Genomic DNA, 22,261 nt, shown 5'->3' with positions numbered 1-22,261 from the left:
GCTTTTTTAATTATGCTGTATGTTTGTTAGCTAATTGCTGAATGAGAGGTATTTTATCAATATCAAAATTACCTCCACTGACAATTACACCACAATGTCTAGATTTTATATAATCGTTATGTGCAAATAATGCTGCAAGTGCAGCGGCTCCAGCGCCTTCCATTAATGTCTTATTACGTTCAAGCATATAAAGAATGCTGCTTGCAATTTCTTCTTCAGTAACTGTTACAATATCATCCACGTATTGTTTAATAAGTGGCAAAGTGAGCTTACCTGGGTTTTTTACGGCAATTCCTTCTGCTATTGTATCAGCACGGAGAGGTTGTGTCGGTTTAATATGATGGTAGCTATTATAAGCTGCAGGTATCCGATCTGCTTGAACACCAATAATACGAATATTTTTATTTACATGCTTCGCAGCTACCGCAATTCCGCTTATAAGTCCTCCTCCACCTATTGGCACAAGAAACGTGTCAATTCGATCTTCTTGTCTTAATATTTCCATCGCAATTGTCCCTTGACCAGCCATCACATCATAATCATCAAATGGATGTATATATGTCGCTCCAGTTTCCTTTTGTCTAATCATTGATGCTTCATACGCTTCTTGAAATGAACTTCCAGTTAAAACAACTTCTGCTCCATAATTTTGTGTTGCTTCAATTTTACTATGAGGTGTTTTTTCAGGCATATAAATTGTTGCCCGCGCCCCTAATTTTCTTGAAGCATATGCAACTCCTTGTGCATGATTTCCAGCAGATGCAGTAATAACCCCTTTTTCAAGTTGTTCATTCGTTAATTGCATCAATTTAAAGGTAGCACCTCTAAACTTAAATGCACCCGTTTTTTGTTGATTTTCCATTTTAAAATACACTTTCTTACCAACAATATTATTTGTCGTTTCTGATGTGATCAATGGTGTTCGATGGACGATTGGCTTTAAACGTTCTAACGCCTTATAAACTTTTTCACCCGTTAATAAATCCCCAATAACTCCACACTCCCTAAAGATTCCACTTACTAAATACTATAGTCTAGTTTGTTCATAATTACTAATTTTTTCTTCCAATTGTAAAGTTAACGCAATTTCATCCCAGCCATTTATTAAATTCTGGCGATGGTATTCAGGAATATCAAACTTTATTTCCTGTCCTTGTTGATCCAAAATCAGTTTTGACTCCAAATCGACTGTCAATGTTAATTCGGACTCTTCGGCTTGTTTTAACCATGTATTTACTTGTTCTTCATCTACTTTTATTGGTATAAGTCCATTTTTAAATGAATTATTGTAAAATATATCTGCAAAACTTGGTGCAATAATGACTTTAAATCCAAAGTCCATTAACGACCAAGGAGCATGTTCTCTTGAAGAACCGCACCCAAAGTTTTCACCAGTAACTAAAATTGATGCATGTTCATATTTTGGATCATTTAAGTTAAAACTATCCCGTTTATTCCCATCATCATCAAATCGCCAATGGTAAAATAAAAATTGTCCAAACCCTGTTCGTTCAATTCGTTTTAAAAATTGTTTCGGAATAATCTGGTCTGTATCGACATTCGTTCGATTAAGTGGATACACAAGTCCTTTATGTTGTTTAATTGCTTCCATGACAATCCCTCCTAGTGAACTGCTTTTTCATACGTACGAACATCAACAAAGTGTCCTTCGATTGCTGCTGCAGCTGCCATTTCCGGACTGACTAAATGTGTACGTGCACCATTTCCTTGTCGGCCTTCAAAGTTTCGGTTAGATGTAGAAGCACATCTCCCTCCTGGAGGAACAATGTCATCATTCATTCCTAAACACATACTGCATCCTGCATCACGCCATTCAAATCCTGCTTCTTTAAAAATTTGATCGATTCCTTCTTCTTCAGCTTTCATTTTGACTAAGAAAGATCCAGGAACAACAATTGCGCGAACAGAATCTTTTACTTTATTCCCTTTTACAATGTTTGCTGCATTTCTAAGGTCATCTAATCTTGAGTTTGTACATGAGCCAATGAAAACATGATCTATTTCAATAGATGTAATCGACTGATTTTCCTTTAATCCCATATACTCCAATGCTAGGCGAACTTCTTCTTTATTATCTACTTCAGAAAGTTTAGGTGTTGACCCACTAACAGGAACACCCATACCAGGGTTTGTTCCCCATGTTACTTGAGGTTCTACATCTTCGGCCTGGATGGTTAGTACTTTATCATACGTTGCTCCATCATCTGTTGCTAGAGCTAACCACTCTTCGGCAAGCTTATCAAATGCTTCCCCTTTAGGAACATGACGTTTTCCTCGTAAGAAATCAACAGTCTTTTCATCCGGACTAATTAGACCTGCTCGAGCTCCTGCTTCAATCGACATGTTACAAATAGTCATTCGCTCTTCCATCGACATTTTTCGGATTGCTTCTCCTGTATATTCAATGATATACCCAGTTCCCATACGCACACCATATTTTGCGATAATCGCTAAAATAAGGTCTTTTGCAGTTACACCCGGGCCTAAATCACCGTCTACACGGACATTCAACGTTTTTGGCTTATCTTGCCAAAGTGTCTGTGTAGCAAATACATGCTCTACTTCACTCGTTCCGATTCCAAATGCAATCGCACCAAATGCTCCATGTGTCGATGTATGACTATCTCCACAAACAATTGTCTTACCTGGTTGGGTTAAACCTAGCTGCGGTCCAATTACGTGGACAATCCCTTGATCAGGGTGAAACATATCTGCAAGCGGAATATTAAATTCTTTACAATTCTTCTCCAAAGCTTCCAGTTGAAGTCTTGCAATTGGATCTTCTATTGTTTCACGATTTTTCGTCGGAACGTTGTGATCCATTGTAGCAAAAGTTAGATCTGGCCTACGTACTTTACGGTTTGTTAACCTAAGTCCCTCAAATGCCTGTGGAGAAGTTACTTCATGGATTAAATGTAAATCAATATAGATTAAATCGGGTTTCCCCTCTTCTTCATGGACGACTTTTTTCTCCCAAATCTTTTCAATAATCGTCTTTGGTTTTCCCATGTGAACACCTCCAAAATTATTTAGCCTTGGACTACAAATTGCTAATGACAACTTCTGTCATTTTTTTTGTATCCACTTCTTCACCATTATTAATATTTAAATCTGCCGTATGATAACCTTGTTCTAGACTTTTCTCTACTGCCTGTTCGATTCTCTCAGCTTCCTCATTTAAGTCGAAGGAATAACGTAACATCATAGCAGCTGACAATATCATTCCAAGCGGATTGGCAATTCCTTTGCCAGCTATATCAGGAGCAGATCCGTGAACTGGTTCGTATAGTCCAACTGTTTCTGATAGACTAGCAGATGGAAGCATGCCAATTGATCCTGTTAAAACAGAACCTTCATCACTTAAAATATCACCGAATAAGTTCTCCGTAACAATGACATCAAAGCTTGTCGGATCTGTGATCAACTTCATTGCAGCAGAATCGACTAACATATGATCAACTTTAACATCCGGATACTGCTCTTTCTTTTCTTCTACAATCTCTCGCCATAACCTGCTAGACTCTAGTACATTTGCTTTATCGACAGACGTTAAGTGATTATTTCTTAGCCTTGCACTTTCAAAGCCCTTTTCTACAATTCGTTCAATCTCTTGCCGGTGGTAAAGTAATGTATCCACTGCTACATTTCCATCTTCCCGACGTTCTCTAGGAGTTCCAAAATATAAACCACCGGTCAATTCTCTAACAATATAAATGTCACTACCATTAATGACAGATTCCTTTAATGGTGATGCATGTAGCAAAGGGGCAAAACCTTTAATAGGTCTAATGTTTGCAAATAAGTTCAATGCTTTTCTAATCTTTAAAAGTCCTTGTTCTGGGCGCAAATGCGGTGGAAGTGAATCCCACTTCTCGCCTCCGATAGCACCGAGTAAAATTGCATCAGCCTGCAAGCATGCTTCAACAGTTTCATCTGTTAGTGGTTCACCGAATTTATCGTAAGAAGAGCCACCAATCTCATACTGCTCAAATATAAAATTATGATTATACATATCGGAAACTTTATTTAAAACTTCAATTGCCGCATCCATAATTTCCTGCCCGATCCCATCACCAGGAAGGACAACCACTTTTTTCTCCATCCACTTCCCCCCTCTCTATTTAAACATGATGAATTTTACGAAGTTCTTCTGTATGCTTTTGAAAAATATAACGATTTACAGCATTTAAAAATGCATTGGCAGATGCTTCAATTACGTCTTGTGCATTCCCTCTACCATTCATTTGTTCTCCATTGACGAGAAGTTGCACATTAGACTCAGCTAATGCGTCTTTCCCACGACCAACAGAGCTAATTTGATAATCAACTAATTCAAGATCTTCATCGATCAATTTGTCGAGTGTAGCGTACAATGCTTCAACACTACCACTACCCGTACAAGCTTCTTGCACAAGATTATTTTCAGGTGTTTGTAACTCAACTGTTGCCGTTGGGATCTGGTTAGAACCATATTGAACTTGGAACTTTTTCAGTTCATATTTATCAACCACAGAAGAGTCGGTCTGAATTTCAGTTAAAATCGTAAACAGATCGTCATCAGTTACTTCCTTCTTACGGTCGGTTAATAATTTGAACTGATGAAATGCTTCTTTCAATTTTTCTTCACTTAACTCAAAGCCTAGTTGCTTTACTTTGTCTCCGAAAGCATGACGTCCTGAATGTTTTCCTAGGAACAATACATTGGATTGTAATCCAATTAGCTCTGGAGTAATAATTTCATAAGTTGAAGCATGCTTTAGTACCCCATCTTGGTGAATACCTGATTCATGTGCAAAAGCATTTTTTCCGACGATTGCTTTATTCGATTGAATATGCATACCGGTTAACTTGGAAACAAGATCACTCGTCCGTTTAATTTCGTTTAATTTTAAATTCGTTTCATATGGATACGCTTCTGAACGAATATGAAAAGCAACTGCCAATTCTTCTAAAGAAGCATTTCCTGCTCTTTCTCCAATTCCGTTAATCGTCCCTTCAATTTGTCTCGCTCCATTTTCTACTGCAGCGATTGAATTTGCTACTGCAAGACCTAAGTCATTATGGCAATGGCAAGACAGGATGGCTTTATCAATATTCGGAACATTCTCTGTCATGTATTTGAAAATATTACCATAATCTTGTGGCGTCCCATAGCCGACAGTATCTGGTAAATTTATGACAGTTGCTCCAGCATCAATTACTTTTTCAATGGTTTGTGCTAAAAAATGTAAATCAGAACGTGAAGCATCTTCCGCTGACCATTGCACGGTAGAAAACTTTTGGCTTGCATATCGAACCATTTCTACCGCAAGATCAATGACTTCTTCTGGGGACTTTTGAAGCTTATATTTCATATGAATCGGAGAGGTTGCTAAGAATACGTGTAAACATGGTTCATCTGCTCCTTTTAAAGCATCCCAGGCCGCATCAATGTCTGATTTCACGGAACGAGCAAGTCCTGTAACAGACGACCCTTTAATCGTATCAGCTATCATCTTTACCGCTTCAAAATCACCTTTGGAGGAAGCGGGGAATCCCGCCTCCATTCTATCTACCCCAAAGCGTTCTAGTTGTCTAGCAATCTCTAATTTTTCTAACTTATTTAAATTTACTCCCGGTGATTGTTCACCATCTCTTAATGTTGTATCAAATATTTGTATTTTGGGCAAAAACTTCACGTCCTATTGCTTAGATTATTTCAATGGATTTTTTACAAAAGGCATTAATTCACGTAATTCTCTTCCTACTACTTCGATTTGATGTTGTTTTTCTCTCGCATTAATTGCATTAAAACGCGGTCTATTTGCTTGATTTTCTAAAATCCAATCTTTAGCAAACTCACCAGATTGTACATCTGCTAATACTTCTTTCATGCGTGCTTTTGTATCTTCGTTAATGACACGTGGACCGGATACAAAGTCACCCCACTGAGCTGTATCAGAAACAGAATAGCGCATGTTCTCTAATCCGCCTTCGTACATTAAGTCAACAATTAACTTAACTTCATGTAATGTTTCGAAATATGCAACCTCAGGCTGATAACCTGCTTCTGTTAAAGTTTCAAAACCTGCTTTAACAAGACTTGTTAGTCCACCACAAAGGACAGCTTGCTCACCGAAAAGGTCAGTTTCTGTTTCTTCTTGGAAAGTTGTTTCTAAAACTCCAGCACGAGCACCGCCCACGCCAGCTGAGTATGCTAATGCGATTTCTCTCGCATTACCTGTATAATCTTGATAAACACCATATAATGCAGGTACTCCAGCACCTTCTTCAAATGTTCTACGGACTAAATGTCCAGGCCCTTTTGGAGCAACTAGGAATACATCGACATTTGCTGGTGGTTGAACTTGGGAATAATGAATATTAAATCCATGTGCGAATGCTAAAGCACTGCCTTCTTTTAAGTTGTCTTTAATGCTTTCTTCATAAACTTTTGCTTGTAATTCGTCTGGTAGTAAAACCATTACGATATCTGCTTGTTTAACAGCTTCAGCAACTGGAAGCACGTTAAAGCCATCTTCTTCCGCTTTTTGCTGTGATTTTCCTGGTCTAATTCCAATTACTACATCATGACCGCTATCGCGTAAGTTCAGTGAATGTGCATGACCTTGTGAACCATATCCGATAACAGCGATTTTTTTTCCTTGTAGTACCTCTTTGTTAATATCTTTCTCGTATAATACTTTCGACATAGATGAATTCTCCTTTTTGCATATATGCTATATTTTATTTATTTTCAAATAAGAAAATATGAATTTTATTGTGCGAATCATCCTGATAAAAAGGGCTTTTCGCTACACCGTAAGCAGTTTTTTTAGAACGGCTGCTTACTATACAGAAAACTGATTGAGTTCTGTTACTTGTGCCTGTGGCTGGTGTCCTCTTAAGAAAGCTGTTACACCTGTTCTCGCTAATTCCTTAATACCGTATGGGCGTAGTAGAGAAATGAGTGCATCTATCTTTTCCGGTTTTCCGGTAACTTGTATCGTCATACTGTCTTTACTAATGTCGATTACCGTTGCCCGAAATGGTGTAACAAGCCCTTGTATTTCATTACTTAGCTGAGGAGAGCTAGCCACTTTGATTAAAGCAAGCTCTCTGGCAACGATCGCATTATCTGTAATATCTGAAACTTTTATAACATCGATTTGTTTGTTTAATTGTTTTGTTAATTGTTCAATTTTTTGATTGTCACTAACTTCAACAACTAGCGTCATTTTAGAGATTCCTGGTACTTCCGTTTCGCCAACTGAAATACTTGCGATATTAAATTGTCTTCGTTGCAACATTCCAGTTATTCTATTTAGAACACCACTGCGATTTTGCACGGTCGCTGTTATAATTCGTTTCATTTCGTCACCCCTATCATTTCATGTATTCCTTTTCCAGGTGCAATCATTGGATAGACTTTTTCTTTTTTAATGATTCTGAAGTCTGCAACAATAGGGCCATCATGAGATAAAATTTCTTCCAATGCCGCTTCTACCTCAGAGTCTGTTTCAACTTTTATTCCACGAACACCAAAACTTTCAGCTAATTTTACAAAATCAGGATTTGCATCAAGCAATGATTCTGAATATCTTTCATCATAAAAACTTTCTTGCCACTGTCTCACCATACCAAGTGCTGAATTATTCAGAATAATTACTTTTACCGGTAAGTTATACTTTTTAAGTAACATTAACTCTTGCATATTCATTTGAAAACCACCATCACCGCAGATGGAAATGACTAATTCATCTGGTCTCCCAAGCTGAGCGCCAATTGCAGCTGGGAATCCAAATCCCATAGAGCCAAGCCCCCCGGATGTCGCCCAATTATTCGGTTTATCAAGTGTGTAATACTGGGCAGCCCACATTTGATGCTGACCAACATCTGTGGTTACAATTGCTTCACCATTTGTATATTCATGTATTTTCTTTATTAAGCTTTGTGGTGAAATTGCTTCATCTGACCGCTCATTCCAAAGTGGGTACTGTTGCTTATTTGTTTCCAAATGAGCTTTCCACTCTTGATGATTAGGTCTATTGATATTTTTCTTTAATAATGCTTGTAAAGCTTTTTTAGCATCCGCAACAACAGGTATTTCTGTCGGAACGTTTTTCCCTATTTCTGCAGGATCAATATCGATATGTGCTACTTTTGCATGTGGTGCAAAATGTTTTAAATTACCTGTGAGCCTATCATCAAATCGAGCACCAATATTTATTAACAAATCACATTCGTACAATGCCATATTCGCTGTATAGGATCCGTGCATGCCGCCCATTCCTAGTGACAACGGATTAGATCCAGGAAAACTTCCAAGTCCTAACAATGTATTAACAACCGGTAATTCGTATTTCTCAACAAATGCTTGCAATTCATCAGTTGCTCCGGAAAAAAGAATTCCTGCTCCTGCTAATACTACCGGCTTTTTCGATTTACTTAGCGCTTCCGATAATTTAGTAATTTGAAGCGGGTTTGGCTTTGTTGTTGGCTGATAACCTGGTAGAAAAAAGTCTGTTTCAAACGTATCAGTTGGTAGTGCTTCTGATATATTTTTCGGAATATCAATTACAACAGGGCCTGGTCTTCCAGTTGTAGCAATATGGAATGCTTCATTTACTACTCGTGGTAAGTCAGCGATATTTTTTACTTGATAATTATATTTTGTGATAGGTGTCGTAATACCTAAGACGTCCGATTCTTGGAATGCGTCTGTTCCGATAACATGATTTGCAACTTGCCCTGTAAAAATTACTAACGGAAGCGAGTCCATCATAGCATCTGTTATTCCTGTAATTAAGTTCGTAGCACCCGGACCCGAAGTAGCTAAAACAACACCAGGCTTTCCAGTTACTCGAGCATAACCCTCAGCTGCAAAGATAGATCCTTGTTCATGCCTTGAAAGAACATGCTTGAAAGGTGCGTTACTACGATAAATTGCATCGTAAATTGGTAAAACTGCACCACCTGGATACCCGAAAATCGTGTCGACTTCTGCCTCAACCAATAATTCAATTAATAAATCAGCACCTGTCCTCGGCTTTTCCGATATTTCAGGACTCAATTTTGCTTCTACCTGCAACTGCTTTGCTTCTGCTTTCAATTTTCTTCCTCCTTAAAAGTTTTGCTTAACATTATTTATGTGAAAGCGACAAATGAAAAATCATTTAATGTAGTTTGCAATATTACGAAATTTCTTCCTCTACTGACAACTTAGCTTATCACCTAAATTGAAAAAAGCCCTCTTCTCCCCGAATCTATTTAGAATAGATTCATGGGGAGAAAAGAGCTCTTTTCACGGTACCACCCAGAGGTTTACAGTATTCTCACGAAATACTGCCTTAACAACTTCACAACTTGTAAAGTCGATTTTGGTAACAGGTGCTTGCAAGTTACACCTGACTATACTTAATAGGGGGATCCGTTCAGTATAGCACTCAAGGATGATGTCAGAATGGATGTATTTCTAGGCTTTCAGCAACCCTAGATCTCTGTAAATACATTTGATCCAATTCCTTTTTTCCCGTCATCGAATTATATATTGAATTAATATTATAATATATATTTTATTATTCTTATATTATACTCAAAATTTTATAAAATTACAGTATAAAGTATAAAATTCACAAAAATGTAATGTTCACCTTTGTTAAAATGAGCTACTCCCCTCTACATAACAGGAGACCCCATCAAGTAAAGTTCGTTTTCTAAATGCAGTTAGTAAATTCTTTGTGATCTCTCCTGGTTCCCCATTACCGATCATTCTATTATCTACAACTACAACTGGAATCACTTCGGCTGCCGTACCTGTTAAAAATACTTCATCCGCTATATAAACATCATGAAGTGTAAATGGACTTTCGTCAAGAGTATATCCAAGTTCTTTAGCAATCTCAATAATTACGTTACGAGTAATTCCTTCTAGAGCTCCCAAATATACAGGTGGTGTTTTTATGACTCCGTTTTTTACGATAAAAATATTATCCGCAGATCCTTCTGTTACATATCCTTGATTATTAAGAATCAACGCTTCATCAGCATCTGCTTGAACAGAGGATAATTTAACTAAAATATTATTTAAATAATTTAGTGATTTGATTTGTGGATTTAAAACATCCGGACTACTTCTACGATTAACGACAGAAGCTAGTTTTAAGCCTGTAGTATAAAGTTTCTCAGAGTAGATAGCTAAAGGTTCTGTAATAACAATGACCGTTGGAGTTGCGCAATTTCTCGGATCTAAACCAAGATCACCTTCACCTCTTGAAACAACGACTCTAATATATGCACTAGATAAATTATTTTTAACAACTGTATTAACGATGATTTGTTGAAACTCTTCTTTACTATGCGGAATTTCTAACATAATAGAATGAGCAGATTCATAGAGACGATCAATATGTTCTTTTAATTTAAACACATTACCCTCGTATACTCGAATCCCTTCAAATACGCCATCTCCATATAAAAAACCATGATCGTAAATAGATATTACAGCTTTTTCCTTTTTAACAAATTCACCATTTACATAAATTAACTGATCACTCAACTCCAGCACTTCTTTCCACTTTAATTCACCTAAAATATCTGCAAGTTTATTTTGAATTAACTAACTAATGTGACGATAATGATACATCCTTTTTCGACAACAGTCAACAGGTTTATTAAAGATTTTTTATTGTAAATGCTTTCATTTTTAGTTTTGCACCAAAACTCCATTTTCAATATAAAATACTTTATCAGCTAATAAATTAACTTCTTCCAAATTATGAGTGACTAAAATAATAGGTATTTTCCATCGTTTCTGTATACGTAACAGTTGCTCATAACTAGTCTGTTTTGCTTTTGCATCTAGTGCTGAAAATGGCTCATCCAATAATAAAATTTCTGGTTCGGTCGCAAGTGCTCTAATTAATGCCGTACGCTGTTTTTCACCGCCAGAAATTTCATGCGGATATTGATTAAGTAAATGCGTTATATTTAACTCATCAACTAAATCCCGAGTAAACTTCTCCTGTTTCATTCCATAGGTGATGTTCTCCCATACTGTTTTATGAGGAAATAATGCATAATCTTGAAATACATAGCCAATTTTTCTTTCCTGAACCGGAATTAGCACTTTTCCATTTTCGTTTAGTGTTCTGTCATTTAATGTAATGTAGCCGTCATTCATTTTGCTCAGGCCAGCGATACAATTTAAAATCGTTGTCTTCCCCGAACCAGATGGACCAAACAGAACGGCAATTTCCTTTTTTATTGAAAATTGAACATTTACCATAAAATGAGCTAACCGCTTTTTAATATGTACAGTGAACATCTTTCTAATCTCCTATCGTCTATGTTTCGTCATATTTCTAGCACTCCACCAATTTAACCAAAGAATTGCAAAGAAGCCCAAAGCAACGATAATTCCTACCCAAAATTTCGCTACATCCATCTTTCCCGACTCAACCGCAAAATAAATTGCTAATGGAATGGTATCTGTCACGTTAGGAATATAACCAGCCAACATAAGCGTTGCACCAAACTCACCTAATCCTCGGGCAAATGCGAGTACTAATCCAGCAAGAAGTCCCGGCCATGCAAGCGGAAAAGAAATCGTCCAAAATACAGTCCAACGGGATTTACCCATGGTAAGTGCCGCTTTCTCCAAATTATCATCATATTGCCCAAACGCGGCCGAAGCACTTTGATACATTAATGGAAACGAAACGACAATAGACGCAATAAGTGCTCCATACCATGTAAAAACAACTTGGAAATCAAACAGATGAAGCAGCATTTTTCCAATAATACCATTTTTACCGAACAAATATAAAAGCCCAAAGCCCACTACAGTAGGAGGTAACACAAGCGGAAGTAAAAAAATTGCTTCCACAACACTTTTCCCCCAAAAATCCCTCCGCGCAATAAAATAGGAAAACAAAATCCCTGTAAAAAAAACAATTACGGTCGATATTCCCGCCGTTTTCAATGATAACCAAAGGGGGAAGAAGTTTATCTGCTCCATCATTATCACCCAATATTATTTAGTGAAACCATACTTTTCAAGTATTTCTTGCCCTTCTTCAGATAACAGAAATTGAATGAACTGCTCGGCAACTGCTTCGTTCTTTGAATCCGCAGTTATCGCCCCCGGATAAATTATTGGATCATGCATGTCCGGGTCAGATTCTGCAATTACTTTCACCGCATCTGAAATCTTTGCATCACTTTCATAAACGAATCCAATATCGGCATTTCCCGTTTCAACATATGTTAACACTTGCCGGACGTCTTGAGCGAATACAAAATTATCTTCTAGCTCTTCCCATTTTCCTAAGTTTTTCAAGATTTCTTTTGTATATTCACCAGCCGGAACACTTTCCGGATTTCCAATCGCTATTTCGTCTACATCATTTCTGTCTAATTCCTCAAAGGAATCATAACTTATCGATGAGTCTTCCGCGACAATTAACACTAATTTATTGCCGGTAATATTTTCCCTCGTATCTTCTTTCACTAATCCTTCTTCGATCAAGGTATCCATCCAGTTTTCATTGGCGGAAATAAAAACATCAATGTCCGCACCTTGCTGAATCTGTTGAGCTAACTTGCCTGATCCAGCAAAGTTAAAAGTGAGTTCTATATTATTTTCTTCTTCATAAATTTCTGCTATTTCCTCCATTGCATCCGTTAAACTCGCAGCTGCTGAGATAAATAATTTTTGAGTCTTGTGGTCTTTTTCATTTGTTGCAGTTTCATTTGTACAACCGGCAACAATAAGTATAAGTGTTAAGATAAAAATTTGCTTTTTTACATGCTTCATTTTTTATCCCCCTACGTACAATATACGTTATAGTTAGTTCTATTGGCAAGCTAGACTTAACAACAATAGATGTGTGTTGTTATCACCTTTCGTTCAACGATTTAACTACCGGTGCGATTTTCTTTTTTCCTTGTAAAACATGTGAGAGATGACTCACCAAACAGATTTGAGTAATTTTTCCTTGTGATAACGGATGAGGGAGGAGACTGCGAACAGATTCAGAACTATACTTTTGAAGACGGTCGAGGGAGAAGATACCCATTGAAACGAAAATAAAAAATCCAGCCATAACATAACAGCTGGATTTTTCTACAATTTAAAATGTTTCCAAATGATATCTGCAATTCGCGCAGATGCTTTTCCATCTCCATACGGGTTAGACGCTTTTGCCATTTGGTTATAACTTTCTGCATTTGTTAGTAGTTCATTTGCTAATGCAAATATTGTTTTTTCATCCGTACCTGCCATCTTGAGCGTTCCTGCTTCAATTCCTTCAGGACGCTCCGTCGTATCTCGTAGTACTAGCACAGGAACACCCAGTGACGGCGCTTCTTCCTGTATCCCTCCAGAATCAGTTAATATAATATAAGACTTGGCCATAAAATTATGAAAGTCTTTAACAGATAATGGTTCAATTAAATCAATTCGTTCGTCATCGCCTAAAATTTGTGAAGCGACTTGTTTCACTGCCGGATTTAAATGAACGGGATAAACGACATGGATATCTTTATGTACATGAACAAGCCTTTTGATTGCTCGAAATATATTTTCAAGATTTACTCCAAGGTTCTCTCTACGATGTGCAGTTAATAATACTAACTTACGATCAGCTATTTTATCTATTATTGGATGAGTATAATTTTCCTCGATGGTAGAGTTTAACGCATCGATTGCCGTATTACCAGTAATAAAAATTGTCTTTGATTTTTTCCCTTCATCCAATAAATGGTTTTTTGCTTTTTCTGTCGGAGCAAAATGCAAATCAGCCAAAACACCAGTTAATTGCCGGTTCATTTCTTCAGGAAAAGGGGAATATTTATTCCATGTTCTTAAACCCGCTTCAACATGTCCTATTGGTGTTTCATTATAAAAAGCTGCCAAAGAGGCTGCAAAAGTAGTACTTGTATCTCCATGAACAAGCACGATATGTGGATTAACCTGTTTCATTATTTCATCTAATCCATTTAAGGCTGATGTCGTAATTTGGGCCAAAGTTTGCTTGTTTTTCATAACGTTTAAATCAAAATCTGGTTGGATTTGAAAAACGTCTAACACTTGATCAAGCATTTCGCGATGTTGGGCAGTTACTGCAACGATAGACTTAAATTCATTAGGTCTACTTTCAAATTCTTGGATTAAAGGGGCCATTTTTATTGCTTCAGGCCTTGTGCCAAAAATAGATAATATTTTAATTCTGTTCCCCATCTTTTATCGCTCCAACATGTAAATTATTTTGTTCCAAATAATCGATCTCCTGCATCTCCTAACCCCGGAACGATGTATCTTTTTTCGTTTAATGAATCGTCCAATGCACATAGGTATATATCAACATCAGGGTGATTTTCTTGGATTAATTTCACTCCTTCTGGCGCGGCTACTAAACACATTAGTTTAATTGATTTAGCTCCTCTTTTTTTCAAGGAGTCTATTGCATCATTTGCAGATCCCCCGGTAGCCAACATTGGATCAAGTAAAATTAACATTCTTTCAGAAATATCTGATGGCAATTTAATATAGTACTCAACAGGCATAAATGTTTCCGGGTCTCTGTACAAGCCAATATGTCCTACTCTAGCTGCAGGAAGTAATTCAAGCATCCCATCGACCATGCCGAGACCTGCACGTAAAATTGGAACAAGTCCAATTTTCTTTCCAGTTAACATTTGCGCTTTTGCAGTCGTTACTGGTGTCTTTACTTCAACCTCTTTTACTGGTAAATTTCGTGTTATTTCAAACCCCATCATCATAGTCACTTCATTTACCAGTTCTCTAAATTGTTTTGTACCAGTATTTTCGTCACGAATTATTGTTAATTTATGTTGGATTAATGGATGATCTAGAATAAAAAGATTGCCCATATTGCCCACCCTTTCGTTAATAGAATCTTTTTGCCGTTACTATCTTACATTTTTCTGCAATCATTGTCCAAAATATTCTCCAGAAGTTTTTACCAACCTAAATAAAGACACCTTAAAATTAGGTGTCTTCTACTTTTAAGCATATAATGGAAATTTCTTCGTTAATTGCGCTACTCGTTCAGAAGCTTCTTTCTTTTTACTTTCATCATCAATATTATTTAATACTAAAGAAATAATTTCAGCAACTTCCTTGATTTCTTTTTCTTTAAAGCCACGAGTGGTGACAGCAGCCGTTCCTACTCTTATTCCACTTGTTATAAAAGGACCTTCTTGGTCAAAAGGGATCGTATTTTTATTCGTTGTAATACCAACAGCATCAAGTGCTTCTTCTGCAGTTTTCCCTGTAAGACCTAATTTAGAAACATCTAGTAGTAATAAATGATTATCAGTGCCTCCAGATACAATACGAATGCCTTTTTCCGTTAAAGCTTCACCAAACACTTGCGCATTTTTAATAACTTGGTTTGCATAGTCCTTGAAATCGTCTGATAAAACTTCTTTAAATGATACTGCTTTTGCAGCAATTATATGCATTAATGGACCACCTTGCATACCTGGAAAAACAGATTTATCAATACCTTTAGCGTATTTTTCTTTACATAAGATGATACCACCACGCGGACCACGTAGCGTTTTATGTGTTGTCGTTGTAACGAAGTCAGCATAAGGTACAGGAGTTGGATGGAGTCCCGCTGCCACAAGTCCTGCGATATGAGCCATATCTACAAATAAGTATGCTCCTACTTCATCTGCAATTTCACGGAATTTTTTAAAATCAATTGTTCGAGAATAAGCACTTGCACCAGCAACAATCATTTTTGGTTTTACTTCTTTAGCTTTTGCAAGAATAGCATCATAGTCTAACCGTTCTGTTTCTTTATCTACTCCGTATTCGACAAAATTAAAAAGAATTCCACTAAAATTTACAGGGCTTCCATGTGTTAAATGTCCACCATGGCTTAGGTTCATACCTAATATCGTATCTCCTGGTTTTAAAACAGAAAAATATACCGCCATATTCGCTTGTGCACCTGAATGCGGTTGTACATTTACGTGTTCTGCTCCAAAGATTTCCTTTGCTCGATCTCTTGCAAGATCTTCTGCGACGTCAACATGTTCACATCCACCGTAATAACGTCTACCTGGATACCCTTCCGCATATTTATTCGTTAAAACGGAACCTGCTGCCTCCATAACCGCTTCAGATACAAAGTTTTCTGAAGCTATTAATTCAATATTGTCCTGCTGACGCTTCCTTTCTGCTTCAATTGATTCGTACAGTTCTGGATCTGCTTGTTTTAAATGGTCCATTTACTTTTCGTTCCTCCTAATAAATGTATATAGACTAATAATAACAAAAAACAATTTATTTTAACATAAATTGCACAAAGTTAACTCCATTATTTAAGCCGCGCCAAAAATTGTTCTACAAAATCCATAGACCGATAGTAGTTATAATCTGCCGCTACGGTAAATAAACTAAGTGCTTACTCACTACTTACCTGAATTTGTGATGAAAACCGCTTCGGCAGAATACTTCGCTTTCCGTGGGCACGGCTTCAGCCTCCTCGCGGAAAGACCGCCGCTGCGGGGTCTTCAGACACGTGCTCTTCCCACAGGAGTCTACGTATTCTGCCTACGCTAGTTTGGAAAACACCAGCCCAGCGGAGGAAATACATGGAGACTCCTGCGGGAGGAAAGGCCTAGGTGAGATTTCGCAGTGCGTTAGCACAATAAGGCTCAACAGCCGCCCGCGGAAAGCGGAATGTATTTCCGAAGCGGTATTTTACTTTGTAATATATCTACATTTTTGTTGCAGAAATCAACGGTATTATAACTAGGTTTTAAATTGTCATTGCTCCACAGTATCCTTCAACTACACAGATTAGTCCATTAAAAAAATCCGTCCCTATGCCTTTTTTATAAAAAGACATAGGGACGGATTCTTGCCCGCGGTTCCACCCTACTTGCTTTCAACTTAATAAGTATCCAGCCACTTTCTTTAAAAATGCTCCAGAGTGCCTTCCGACATTGTGCTATTATCCAGCTTTCACTATCCTGGACTCGCTATAAATAGAGTGCAATTCGTACTTTTCTCTTTCGATGCATTTACATACAATTAAATCATACAAAATTTTTCGCCTTTTTGCAACGATTATCATTTTCTTTTAAAAATTGAACAAAAAAGCGAAGGCGCAGTCCCCTTCAAATTGCGTTAGCAATTAGTGGGGGAGGTTCACTATTATTTAAATAAGTCTAATTGCGATAAAAACTTTCTAGACTTTAATGAATAGCCACCATATTGATCATAATAATTATTTAATAAATTTCGAAATAATTGAATATTATGATCTTTTACAGATATATTACCTATTCTTTCTATACCAACATTTTCAAGAATAGGTAATAGTCTGGCGATCGCATTTTCTAAAAAAACTGCTCGATGGTCAAGGTGTTTACATTGTTCACACAGCAATCCACCTTCTTGAATTGAAAAAGCAAACGGATAATTTGTGTTGCCACAATTCACACAACGACTTGTAACTGGAGCGAAGCCACCTTTTTTATACAGTTTCAACTCATACATCATTACTGGAATTAAAAATGCTTCATTTTCGTCTATCCAGTTCAGTGTGCGTTCTAACTGGTCATAGATAAATGGATCAGGTTCCGTTCTTTCTATCGTTTTATCGGTTAATTCGATGATATATGAAGCATAAGCTGTTTTTTCAATATCTTCTCTAATATAACGATGTGACCGAATAATTTGCCCTTGTTGTATTGTGCTTAATCCTTTTGTAACATAGACTAAAAAATCACCTTGAATAAAGACTTGAGAAATGGCGCTAAGTCTGCTTTTTGGTTTATTTGCTCCTCTTGCGATAGCAGATATTTTCCCAAGTTCTTTCGTAAAAATTGATAAAATTTTGTGGGTTTCCCCATAATCATGAGTTTTTAATACGATTCCTTCTAATTGTTTCAGCATATATTTTTCTCCTTAAATATATGCTACATTTTTGTCTGCAATGATGCAATATCTTCGCTTTCAATTTTCTCTTCTTCTAGCTGTTCATTTTCTAATTCTTTCAACAATAAATAGGTTTCAACGTTTCCTGTTTTTTGAAATAAACTCCAAATGATATTATTCACAAGAAACCTTCCTTTCCTTTTTATATTTGTTGTAAATACGTGAAAATGCAACTTACTATTAGAATTTCCTATTCAGCCACAATAATGAATATTAATTTTTACCAATGTTATTCATTATTAAATCCATATTGTTCCAATAATGACTGTCTATTTCGCCAATCTTTCTGTACTTTAACCCATAGCTCTAGAAAAACTTTTTTTCCAGTCATCGCTTCTATTTCTTTCCTAGCTTCTTGACCAATTTTTTTTAGCATATTCCCTTGTTTGCCAATTAAAATCCCTTTTTGAGATTTTCGTTCTGTTATTATTAATGCTTGAATATACATGTTATTGTGGGTTTTTTCTTTTAGTGATTCAATCATTACATTAATCGAATGTGGAACTTCTTCTTTCGTATGGATTAATACTTTCTCTCTAATAATCTCACTATACATAAAGCGTTCCGTTTTATTCGATAACTGATCATCCCCATAATATTTTGGTCCTTCAGGTAAATGCTGCTTAATTAAAGATAATAAATTCTTGACATTATTTCCATTTAAAGCCGAAATCGGAATTATCTCTTCGAATTCACATTTATCTTTATATTGGTCAATGATCGGAAATAATTCATCGGGGTGGATAAGATCGACTTTATTTATTAATAAAAACACCGGGCTGTTAACATTATTAAGTTTTTCTAAAATAAATTCATCACCTTTTCCATACCCTTCTTTTGCATTGATCATAAATAGTACTACATCTACGTCTTCTAGTGACTGAATAGAAACGTCAACCATATAGTCGCCTAATCGGTGTTTTGGCTTATGAATTCCCGGAGTATCAATAAAGATAATTTGGGCATCTTCTTCAGAAACAATCCCGTGAATCGTGTGTCTTGTCGTTTGAATTTTATCGCTAATAATGGAGATTTTTTCTCCAACAATTTGATTTATTAATGTAGATTTTCCTACATTTGGTCTGCCAATAATTGTGACGAATCCTGAATGGTGCTCTTTTTCCATTTTTTCCTCCTGATTGTCCCTGTTATTTTACATATAATACTACAGATTCAAATTAATTTTAATCATTTCGACAAAGCTTGTAAAAGAAAGATAAATTTCGCATTAATTCGCTATTTTAAAATATTTCAGGCTACCAATATATTTAGAAAGAAAAAATCCGCATATTCTAGCGGATTCTTTACAAAAATATTTTGGGAATAAAAATAATGAGCCCTACAATGATGGAAGTAATAGCTGCAACCAATACAGCTGCAGCCGAAATATCTTTAATAATTTTTGCTTTGGGATGAAGTTCTGGTTTTATATAATCAATTATTCGTTCCATTAGACTGTTAATTAGCTCTGTAATAAGAACGGTCTGTATCATGATAATTATGAATATCCATTCGATCCATTCAAGTCGGAAATAAAATCCAATAATAATCACAATTGTCGCTATAAAGAGATGAATCCGGAAATTACGCTCTCTTATAAAGGCTTCTTTTAAGCCGTTCAAGGCAAACTCCAGTCCTATACCTCTTTTCCCATTACCTTCCAAGTTTAAACTCCTCTAAAATCGTATCTTGTTTTTGAAACATAACTTTTTCATTTTCCTTATTATCATGCGTATATCCCAATAAGTGAAGAAAACCATGAATAGCAAGAAAAGTTAATTCTCTGTCAAACGAATGATTATATCTTGTAGCTTGTTCATTTACTTTCTCAATAGAAATAATTATATCCCCTATTTGCAGTGGACCATAATTAATTTCATTTTCAAGTTCCATAAAAGGATTATCCATCTGAAATGATAAGACATCTGTTGGTTCATTTTTATTTCGATATTGATTGTTTAAATGTTTAATTTCCTCATTTGTTACAATGGTTAATGATAACTCCACATCGTGAACTATCTTTTCTTTTTCTGCCGTAAATTGAAGTACATCTTTTAATAATTGTATTTGATTCTCAGATAACGTCTCCGTTTTATCATAAACATCAATATGCATCAGTTGGCCTCCTTTGTAGGATATTGAATGCGAGAATGAAATATCCCCTTTAATGCTTCACAAACCGTTTCCCTAATAATATGCAATTCTTCTAAAGTAAGTGGCGTGGCATCTAATTGCCCATCCATTAATTTATTATTAACTATTGAATCAACTATTTTTTCAATTTTTTCTGAGGAAGGTTCTTTTAATGATCTAACAGCCGCTTCTGCAGAGTCACAAATAGAAATAATTCCCCCTTCTTTTGTGGAAGGTTTAGGTCCTGGATAACGAAAATCTTCTTCATTTACATCTTGCTCATTCTCTTTAGCTTTATGATAAAAATAACTAACAAGAGAAGTGCCATGGTGTTGCTCAGCAATATCGATAATTTCTTTTGGTAATTTTTGCTCTTTTAACATTTCAGCACCTTCAATAACATGATTAATAATAATATTGGCACTTTTTTCAGGTTCTATGAAATCATGTGGATTTCTAATCGCTACTTGATTTTCAATAAAATAATGGGGTTTTTTAGTTTTCCCAATATCATGGTAATAAGACCCGACACGTGCCAACAATCCATTTGCACCAATTGCCTCACACGCAGCCTCACTTAAATTTGCCACCATTACCGAGTGGTGATAGGTTCCTGGCGCCTCTGTTAAAAGTTTTCGTAACAAGGGTTGATTTGGATTCGCTAATGCAAGTAATTTACCATCTGACAAAATTCCTAAACCTGTTTCAAAAAATGGTAATAACCCGATTGTTAACACCGCAGATAATATTGCAGCCCCAATGCCAAAACTTACATGTATCGTAAATGTTATTATTTCAAACTTTTCAAATGAAAGGAATATATACATAGCAATCGTCATAACATTTACTATAGCCATTCCAAATGCAGCTTTAATTATTGTAACACGATCTTTAATATTCCTTAAAAATACAATTCCGGCAAGCTGAAAGAAGAAAAAGTAAATTCCCACTTCTATATTTAACGTGCCAGGTATTTCTCCGTTAAATAAAATGCTACCAAGAAAGGCAAACACGATTGAAAATACAATACTTAGTCGTTCATATATGAGCATTTTTAATAATAAAACACCCGTTGCAATCGGGACAAGCAAGTAAAGATGACTTACCTGATCTATATATAGGCTAACGACTTTCATTATAACAGCCATAATAACACTAATAAGAATTACTGCTAAAATTTGACCTTGATCAAGTTCGTCTCTTTGGTAAAGTCTATTTAATTCATACCCAACTAAGCTAACGATCATTAATATAAATAAAGCTAGTCCAATTCCAGGGAAAATACTCTTTTCCTGATTTAATACACCAACCAATTTTAAATCTTCGTATATTTCATTTGTAATTATTTGGCCTTCTCGGACGATTATATCCCCTGATCTAATCACAACCGGGTCAACACTGCTCGCTGCTTCATTTCTTGCTTCCATCGTTTTTTCCACATCAAAAAATGAATTTTCAACAATTGCAAAGTCAATCAGTTCGTTCAATGTTTCTTTTACTTCTGTATTTAATGTGGAATATTTAATAATAGAGGCTACTTCTTCTTTTGCACTTTGAATATTTTCAATTCTAACCCCATTATCTAATACTTTTGTTACTGCTTTTATAAATACATCTTTTCCATGATTTCTTTCTTTTTCGTCAATTTGGATTAAATCCATAAAAACAAGATCATCCACTTTATCCGTTATTTCAGGTGAAAGTATTTCTTGTAATTGAATTACAATCTCATCATAACCTAATTGACTTGGATCAGTCGCATCTTCATCGGAAGAGGTTTCTTTTATTAATGTACTTACTGCATCAAAAATTTCTTCTATATAATTAATTTGATCTTCAGTTATTTCTTCTAAAATAGTATATCTGTCACCAACTGCCAAGACAGTTTCTCTTATTTTTCGATCTGTCTCGAGTTCATTTTCGATCGTAATCGGGGAACGAATTGTTTCTTTTGCGCGGTCAAAACGTTCTAGCTCATAGGTCTGTGAATAAACATTATTCATTGCTAATAAAAAAAAGGTTACTCCCAGTATGAATACTGGTAAAAAAACGGCAACCCATCTTGATTTCCGATTGAAAATTAATAATATAGTTTCGAAAAATTTGTTCAACTGTATTCACCCCAACAGTTCCCCCGAAATAGCC

At 36.0% G+C, this 22,261-nt stretch carries 20 protein-coding genes and 1 pseudogene; all 21 read right to left on the bottom strand.

Features of this window, described 5'->3' with window-relative positions:
• Positions 1 to 10 precede the first annotated feature (10 nt).
• The gene (ilvA, locus tag ACPYKA_RS00535; RefSeq protein WP_479540474.1) at positions 11 to 991 is read right to left on the bottom strand and encodes a threonine ammonia-lyase; all 981 of its coding nucleotides are present in this window, start codon (positions 989 to 991) and stop codon (positions 11 to 13) included.
• A 36-nt stretch (positions 992 to 1,027) separates the two neighbouring features.
• A complete protein-coding gene (gene leuD / locus ACPYKA_RS00530) occupies positions 1,028 to 1,612 on the bottom strand; it encodes a 3-isopropylmalate dehydratase small subunit (RefSeq protein WP_479540465.1) in 585 nt (194 codons plus the stop codon).
• An 11-nt stretch (positions 1,613 to 1,623) separates the two neighbouring features.
• Positions 1,624 to 3,030: a 3-isopropylmalate dehydratase large subunit gene (leuC, locus tag ACPYKA_RS00525; protein WP_479540464.1), complete on the bottom strand. Its 1,407-nt coding sequence runs from the start codon at positions 3,028 to 3,030 to the stop codon at positions 1,624 to 1,626.
• Positions 3,031 to 3,061: 31 nt separating this feature from the next.
• A complete protein-coding gene (gene leuB, locus ACPYKA_RS00520; RefSeq protein ID WP_479540463.1) occupies positions 3,062 to 4,123 on the bottom strand; it encodes a 3-isopropylmalate dehydrogenase in 1,062 nt (353 codons plus the stop codon).
• Between the two features lie 19 nt (positions 4,124 to 4,142).
• Positions 4,143 to 5,690 (bottom strand): 2-isopropylmalate synthase, encoded by a 1,548-nt coding sequence (locus ACPYKA_RS00515; protein ID WP_479540462.1) that lies wholly within the window; start codon positions 5,688 to 5,690, stop codon positions 4,143 to 4,145.
• 24 nt (positions 5,691 to 5,714) lie between these two features.
• Positions 5,715 to 6,713 carry a ketol-acid reductoisomerase gene (ilvC, locus tag ACPYKA_RS00510; protein ID WP_479540461.1) on the bottom strand — a complete coding sequence of 333 codons (999 nt, stop codon included), beginning with the start codon at positions 6,711 to 6,713 and terminating at the stop codon, positions 5,715 to 5,717.
• 138 nt (positions 6,714 to 6,851) lie between these two features.
• Positions 6,852 to 7,373 (bottom strand): acetolactate synthase small subunit, encoded by a 522-nt coding sequence (gene ilvN, locus ACPYKA_RS00505; protein WP_479540460.1) that lies wholly within the window; start codon positions 7,371 to 7,373, stop codon positions 6,852 to 6,854.
• Positions 7,370 to 9,091: a biosynthetic-type acetolactate synthase large subunit gene (ilvB, locus tag ACPYKA_RS00500; RefSeq protein ID WP_479540473.1), complete on the bottom strand. Its 1,722-nt coding sequence runs from the start codon at positions 9,089 to 9,091 to the stop codon at positions 7,370 to 7,372. The genes ilvN and ilvB overlap by 4 nt, the downstream gene beginning before the upstream one ends.
• A gap of 567 nt (positions 9,092 to 9,658) precedes the next feature.
• The gene (ilvE, locus tag ACPYKA_RS00495; protein WP_479540459.1) at positions 9,659 to 10,558 is read right to left on the bottom strand and encodes a branched-chain-amino-acid transaminase; all 900 of its coding nucleotides are present in this window, start codon (positions 10,556 to 10,558) and stop codon (positions 9,659 to 9,661) included.
• A gap of 147 nt (positions 10,559 to 10,705) precedes the next feature.
• On the bottom strand, positions 10,706 to 11,326 hold the full coding sequence (locus ACPYKA_RS00490) for an ATP-binding cassette domain-containing protein (RefSeq protein WP_479540458.1): 621 nt from the start codon (positions 11,324 to 11,326) through the stop codon (positions 10,706 to 10,708).
• 12 nt (positions 11,327 to 11,338) lie between these two features.
• The gene (gene modB / locus ACPYKA_RS00485; RefSeq protein ID WP_479540457.1) at positions 11,339 to 12,019 is read right to left on the bottom strand and encodes a molybdate ABC transporter permease subunit; all 681 of its coding nucleotides are present in this window, start codon (positions 12,017 to 12,019) and stop codon (positions 11,339 to 11,341) included.
• 15 nt (positions 12,020 to 12,034) lie between these two features.
• Positions 12,035 to 12,817: a molybdate ABC transporter substrate-binding protein gene (gene modA, locus ACPYKA_RS00480; protein WP_479540456.1), complete on the bottom strand. Its 783-nt coding sequence runs from the start codon at positions 12,815 to 12,817 to the stop codon at positions 12,035 to 12,037.
• A gap of 309 nt (positions 12,818 to 13,126) precedes the next feature.
• Positions 13,127 to 14,242: a non-hydrolyzing UDP-N-acetylglucosamine 2-epimerase gene (gene wecB / locus ACPYKA_RS00475; protein WP_479540455.1), complete on the bottom strand. Its 1,116-nt coding sequence runs from the start codon at positions 14,240 to 14,242 to the stop codon at positions 13,127 to 13,129.
• A 23-nt stretch (positions 14,243 to 14,265) separates the two neighbouring features.
• Positions 14,266 to 14,895 carry a uracil phosphoribosyltransferase gene (upp, locus tag ACPYKA_RS00470; protein ID WP_479540454.1) on the bottom strand — a complete coding sequence of 210 codons (630 nt, stop codon included), beginning with the start codon at positions 14,893 to 14,895 and terminating at the stop codon, positions 14,266 to 14,268.
• A 135-nt stretch (positions 14,896 to 15,030) separates the two neighbouring features.
• Positions 15,031 to 16,266 carry a serine hydroxymethyltransferase gene (locus ACPYKA_RS00465; RefSeq protein WP_479540453.1) on the bottom strand — a complete coding sequence of 412 codons (1,236 nt, stop codon included), beginning with the start codon at positions 16,264 to 16,266 and terminating at the stop codon, positions 15,031 to 15,033.
• Between the two features lie 931 nt (positions 16,267 to 17,197).
• A complete protein-coding gene (recO, locus tag ACPYKA_RS00460) occupies positions 17,198 to 17,941 on the bottom strand; it encodes a DNA repair protein RecO (RefSeq protein ID WP_479540452.1) in 744 nt (247 codons plus the stop codon).
• 23 nt (positions 17,942 to 17,964) lie between these two features.
• Complete coding sequence (locus ACPYKA_RS00455) at positions 17,965 to 18,105, bottom strand: YqzL family protein (protein WP_479540451.1); 141 nt, start codon at positions 18,103 to 18,105, stop codon at positions 17,965 to 17,967.
• Positions 18,106 to 18,212: 107 nt separating this feature from the next.
• A pseudogene (gene era / locus ACPYKA_RS00450) lies at positions 18,213 to 19,112 on the bottom strand (GTPase Era); the annotation flags it as partial.
• Between the two features lie 175 nt (positions 19,113 to 19,287).
• Positions 19,288 to 19,647 carry a diacylglycerol kinase family protein gene (locus ACPYKA_RS00445; RefSeq protein ID WP_479540450.1) on the bottom strand — a complete coding sequence of 120 codons (360 nt, stop codon included), beginning with the start codon at positions 19,645 to 19,647 and terminating at the stop codon, positions 19,288 to 19,290.
• Positions 19,637 to 20,098 carry an rRNA maturation RNase YbeY gene (ybeY, locus tag ACPYKA_RS00440; protein WP_479540449.1) on the bottom strand — a complete coding sequence of 154 codons (462 nt, stop codon included), beginning with the start codon at positions 20,096 to 20,098 and terminating at the stop codon, positions 19,637 to 19,639. Before ybeY ends, ACPYKA_RS00445 begins: the two co-directional genes overlap by 11 nt.
• Complete coding sequence (locus ACPYKA_RS00435) at positions 20,098 to 22,227, bottom strand: HD family phosphohydrolase (RefSeq protein WP_479540448.1); 2,130 nt, start codon at positions 22,225 to 22,227, stop codon at positions 20,098 to 20,100. Before ACPYKA_RS00435 ends, ybeY begins: the two co-directional genes overlap by 1 nt.
• Between the last annotated feature and the right edge of the window lie 34 nt (positions 22,228 to 22,261).

Origin of the sequence: Pseudogracilibacillus amylolyticus (SeqCode) (genome assembly GCF_051918545.1) — a bacterium.
Lineage (GTDB): Bacteria > Bacillota > Bacilli > Bacillales > Amphibacillaceae > Pseudogracilibacillus.
The sequence above is the reverse complement of the archived record's forward strand: the minus strand, read 5'-3'. Positions and strand labels throughout refer to the sequence as shown.

Coding starts and splice junctions, on each gene's coding strand:
- leuD (WP_479540465.1), bottom strand. CDS start 1,612: ATGGAAGCAATTAAACAACATAAAGGACTTGTGTATCCACTTAATCGA.
- leuC (WP_479540464.1), bottom strand. CDS start 3,030: ATGGGAAAACCAAAGACGATTATTGAAAAGATTTGGGAGAAAAAAGTC.
- leuB (WP_479540463.1), bottom strand. CDS start 4,123: ATGGAGAAAAAAGTGGTTGTCCTTCCTGGTGATGGGATCGGGCAGGAA.
- ilvC (WP_479540461.1), bottom strand. CDS start 6,713: ATGTCGAAAGTATTATACGAGAAAGATATTAACAAAGAGGTACTACAA.
- ilvN (WP_479540460.1), bottom strand. CDS start 7,373: ATGAAACGAATTATAACAGCGACCGTGCAAAATCGCAGTGGTGTTCTA.
- ACPYKA_RS00490 (WP_479540458.1), bottom strand. CDS start 11,326: ATGTTCACTGTACATATTAAAAAGCGGTTAGCTCATTTTATGGTAAAT.
- modB (WP_479540457.1), bottom strand. CDS start 12,019: ATGGAGCAGATAAACTTCTTCCCCCTTTGGTTATCATTGAAAACGGCG.
- modA (WP_479540456.1), bottom strand. CDS start 12,817: ATGAAGCATGTAAAAAAGCAAATTTTTATCTTAACACTTATACTTATT.
- wecB (WP_479540455.1), bottom strand. CDS start 14,242: ATGGGGAACAGAATTAAAATATTATCTATTTTTGGCACAAGGCCTGAA.
- upp (WP_479540454.1), bottom strand. CDS start 14,895: ATGGGCAATCTTTTTATTCTAGATCATCCATTAATCCAACATAAATTA.
- ACPYKA_RS00465 (WP_479540453.1), bottom strand. CDS start 16,266: ATGGACCATTTAAAACAAGCAGATCCAGAACTGTACGAATCAATTGAA.
- recO (WP_479540452.1), bottom strand. CDS start 17,941: ATGCTGAAACAATTAGAAGGAATCGTATTAAAAACTCATGATTATGGG.
- ybeY (WP_479540449.1), bottom strand. CDS start 20,098: ATGCATATTGATGTTTATGATAAAACGGAGACGTTATCTGAGAATCAA.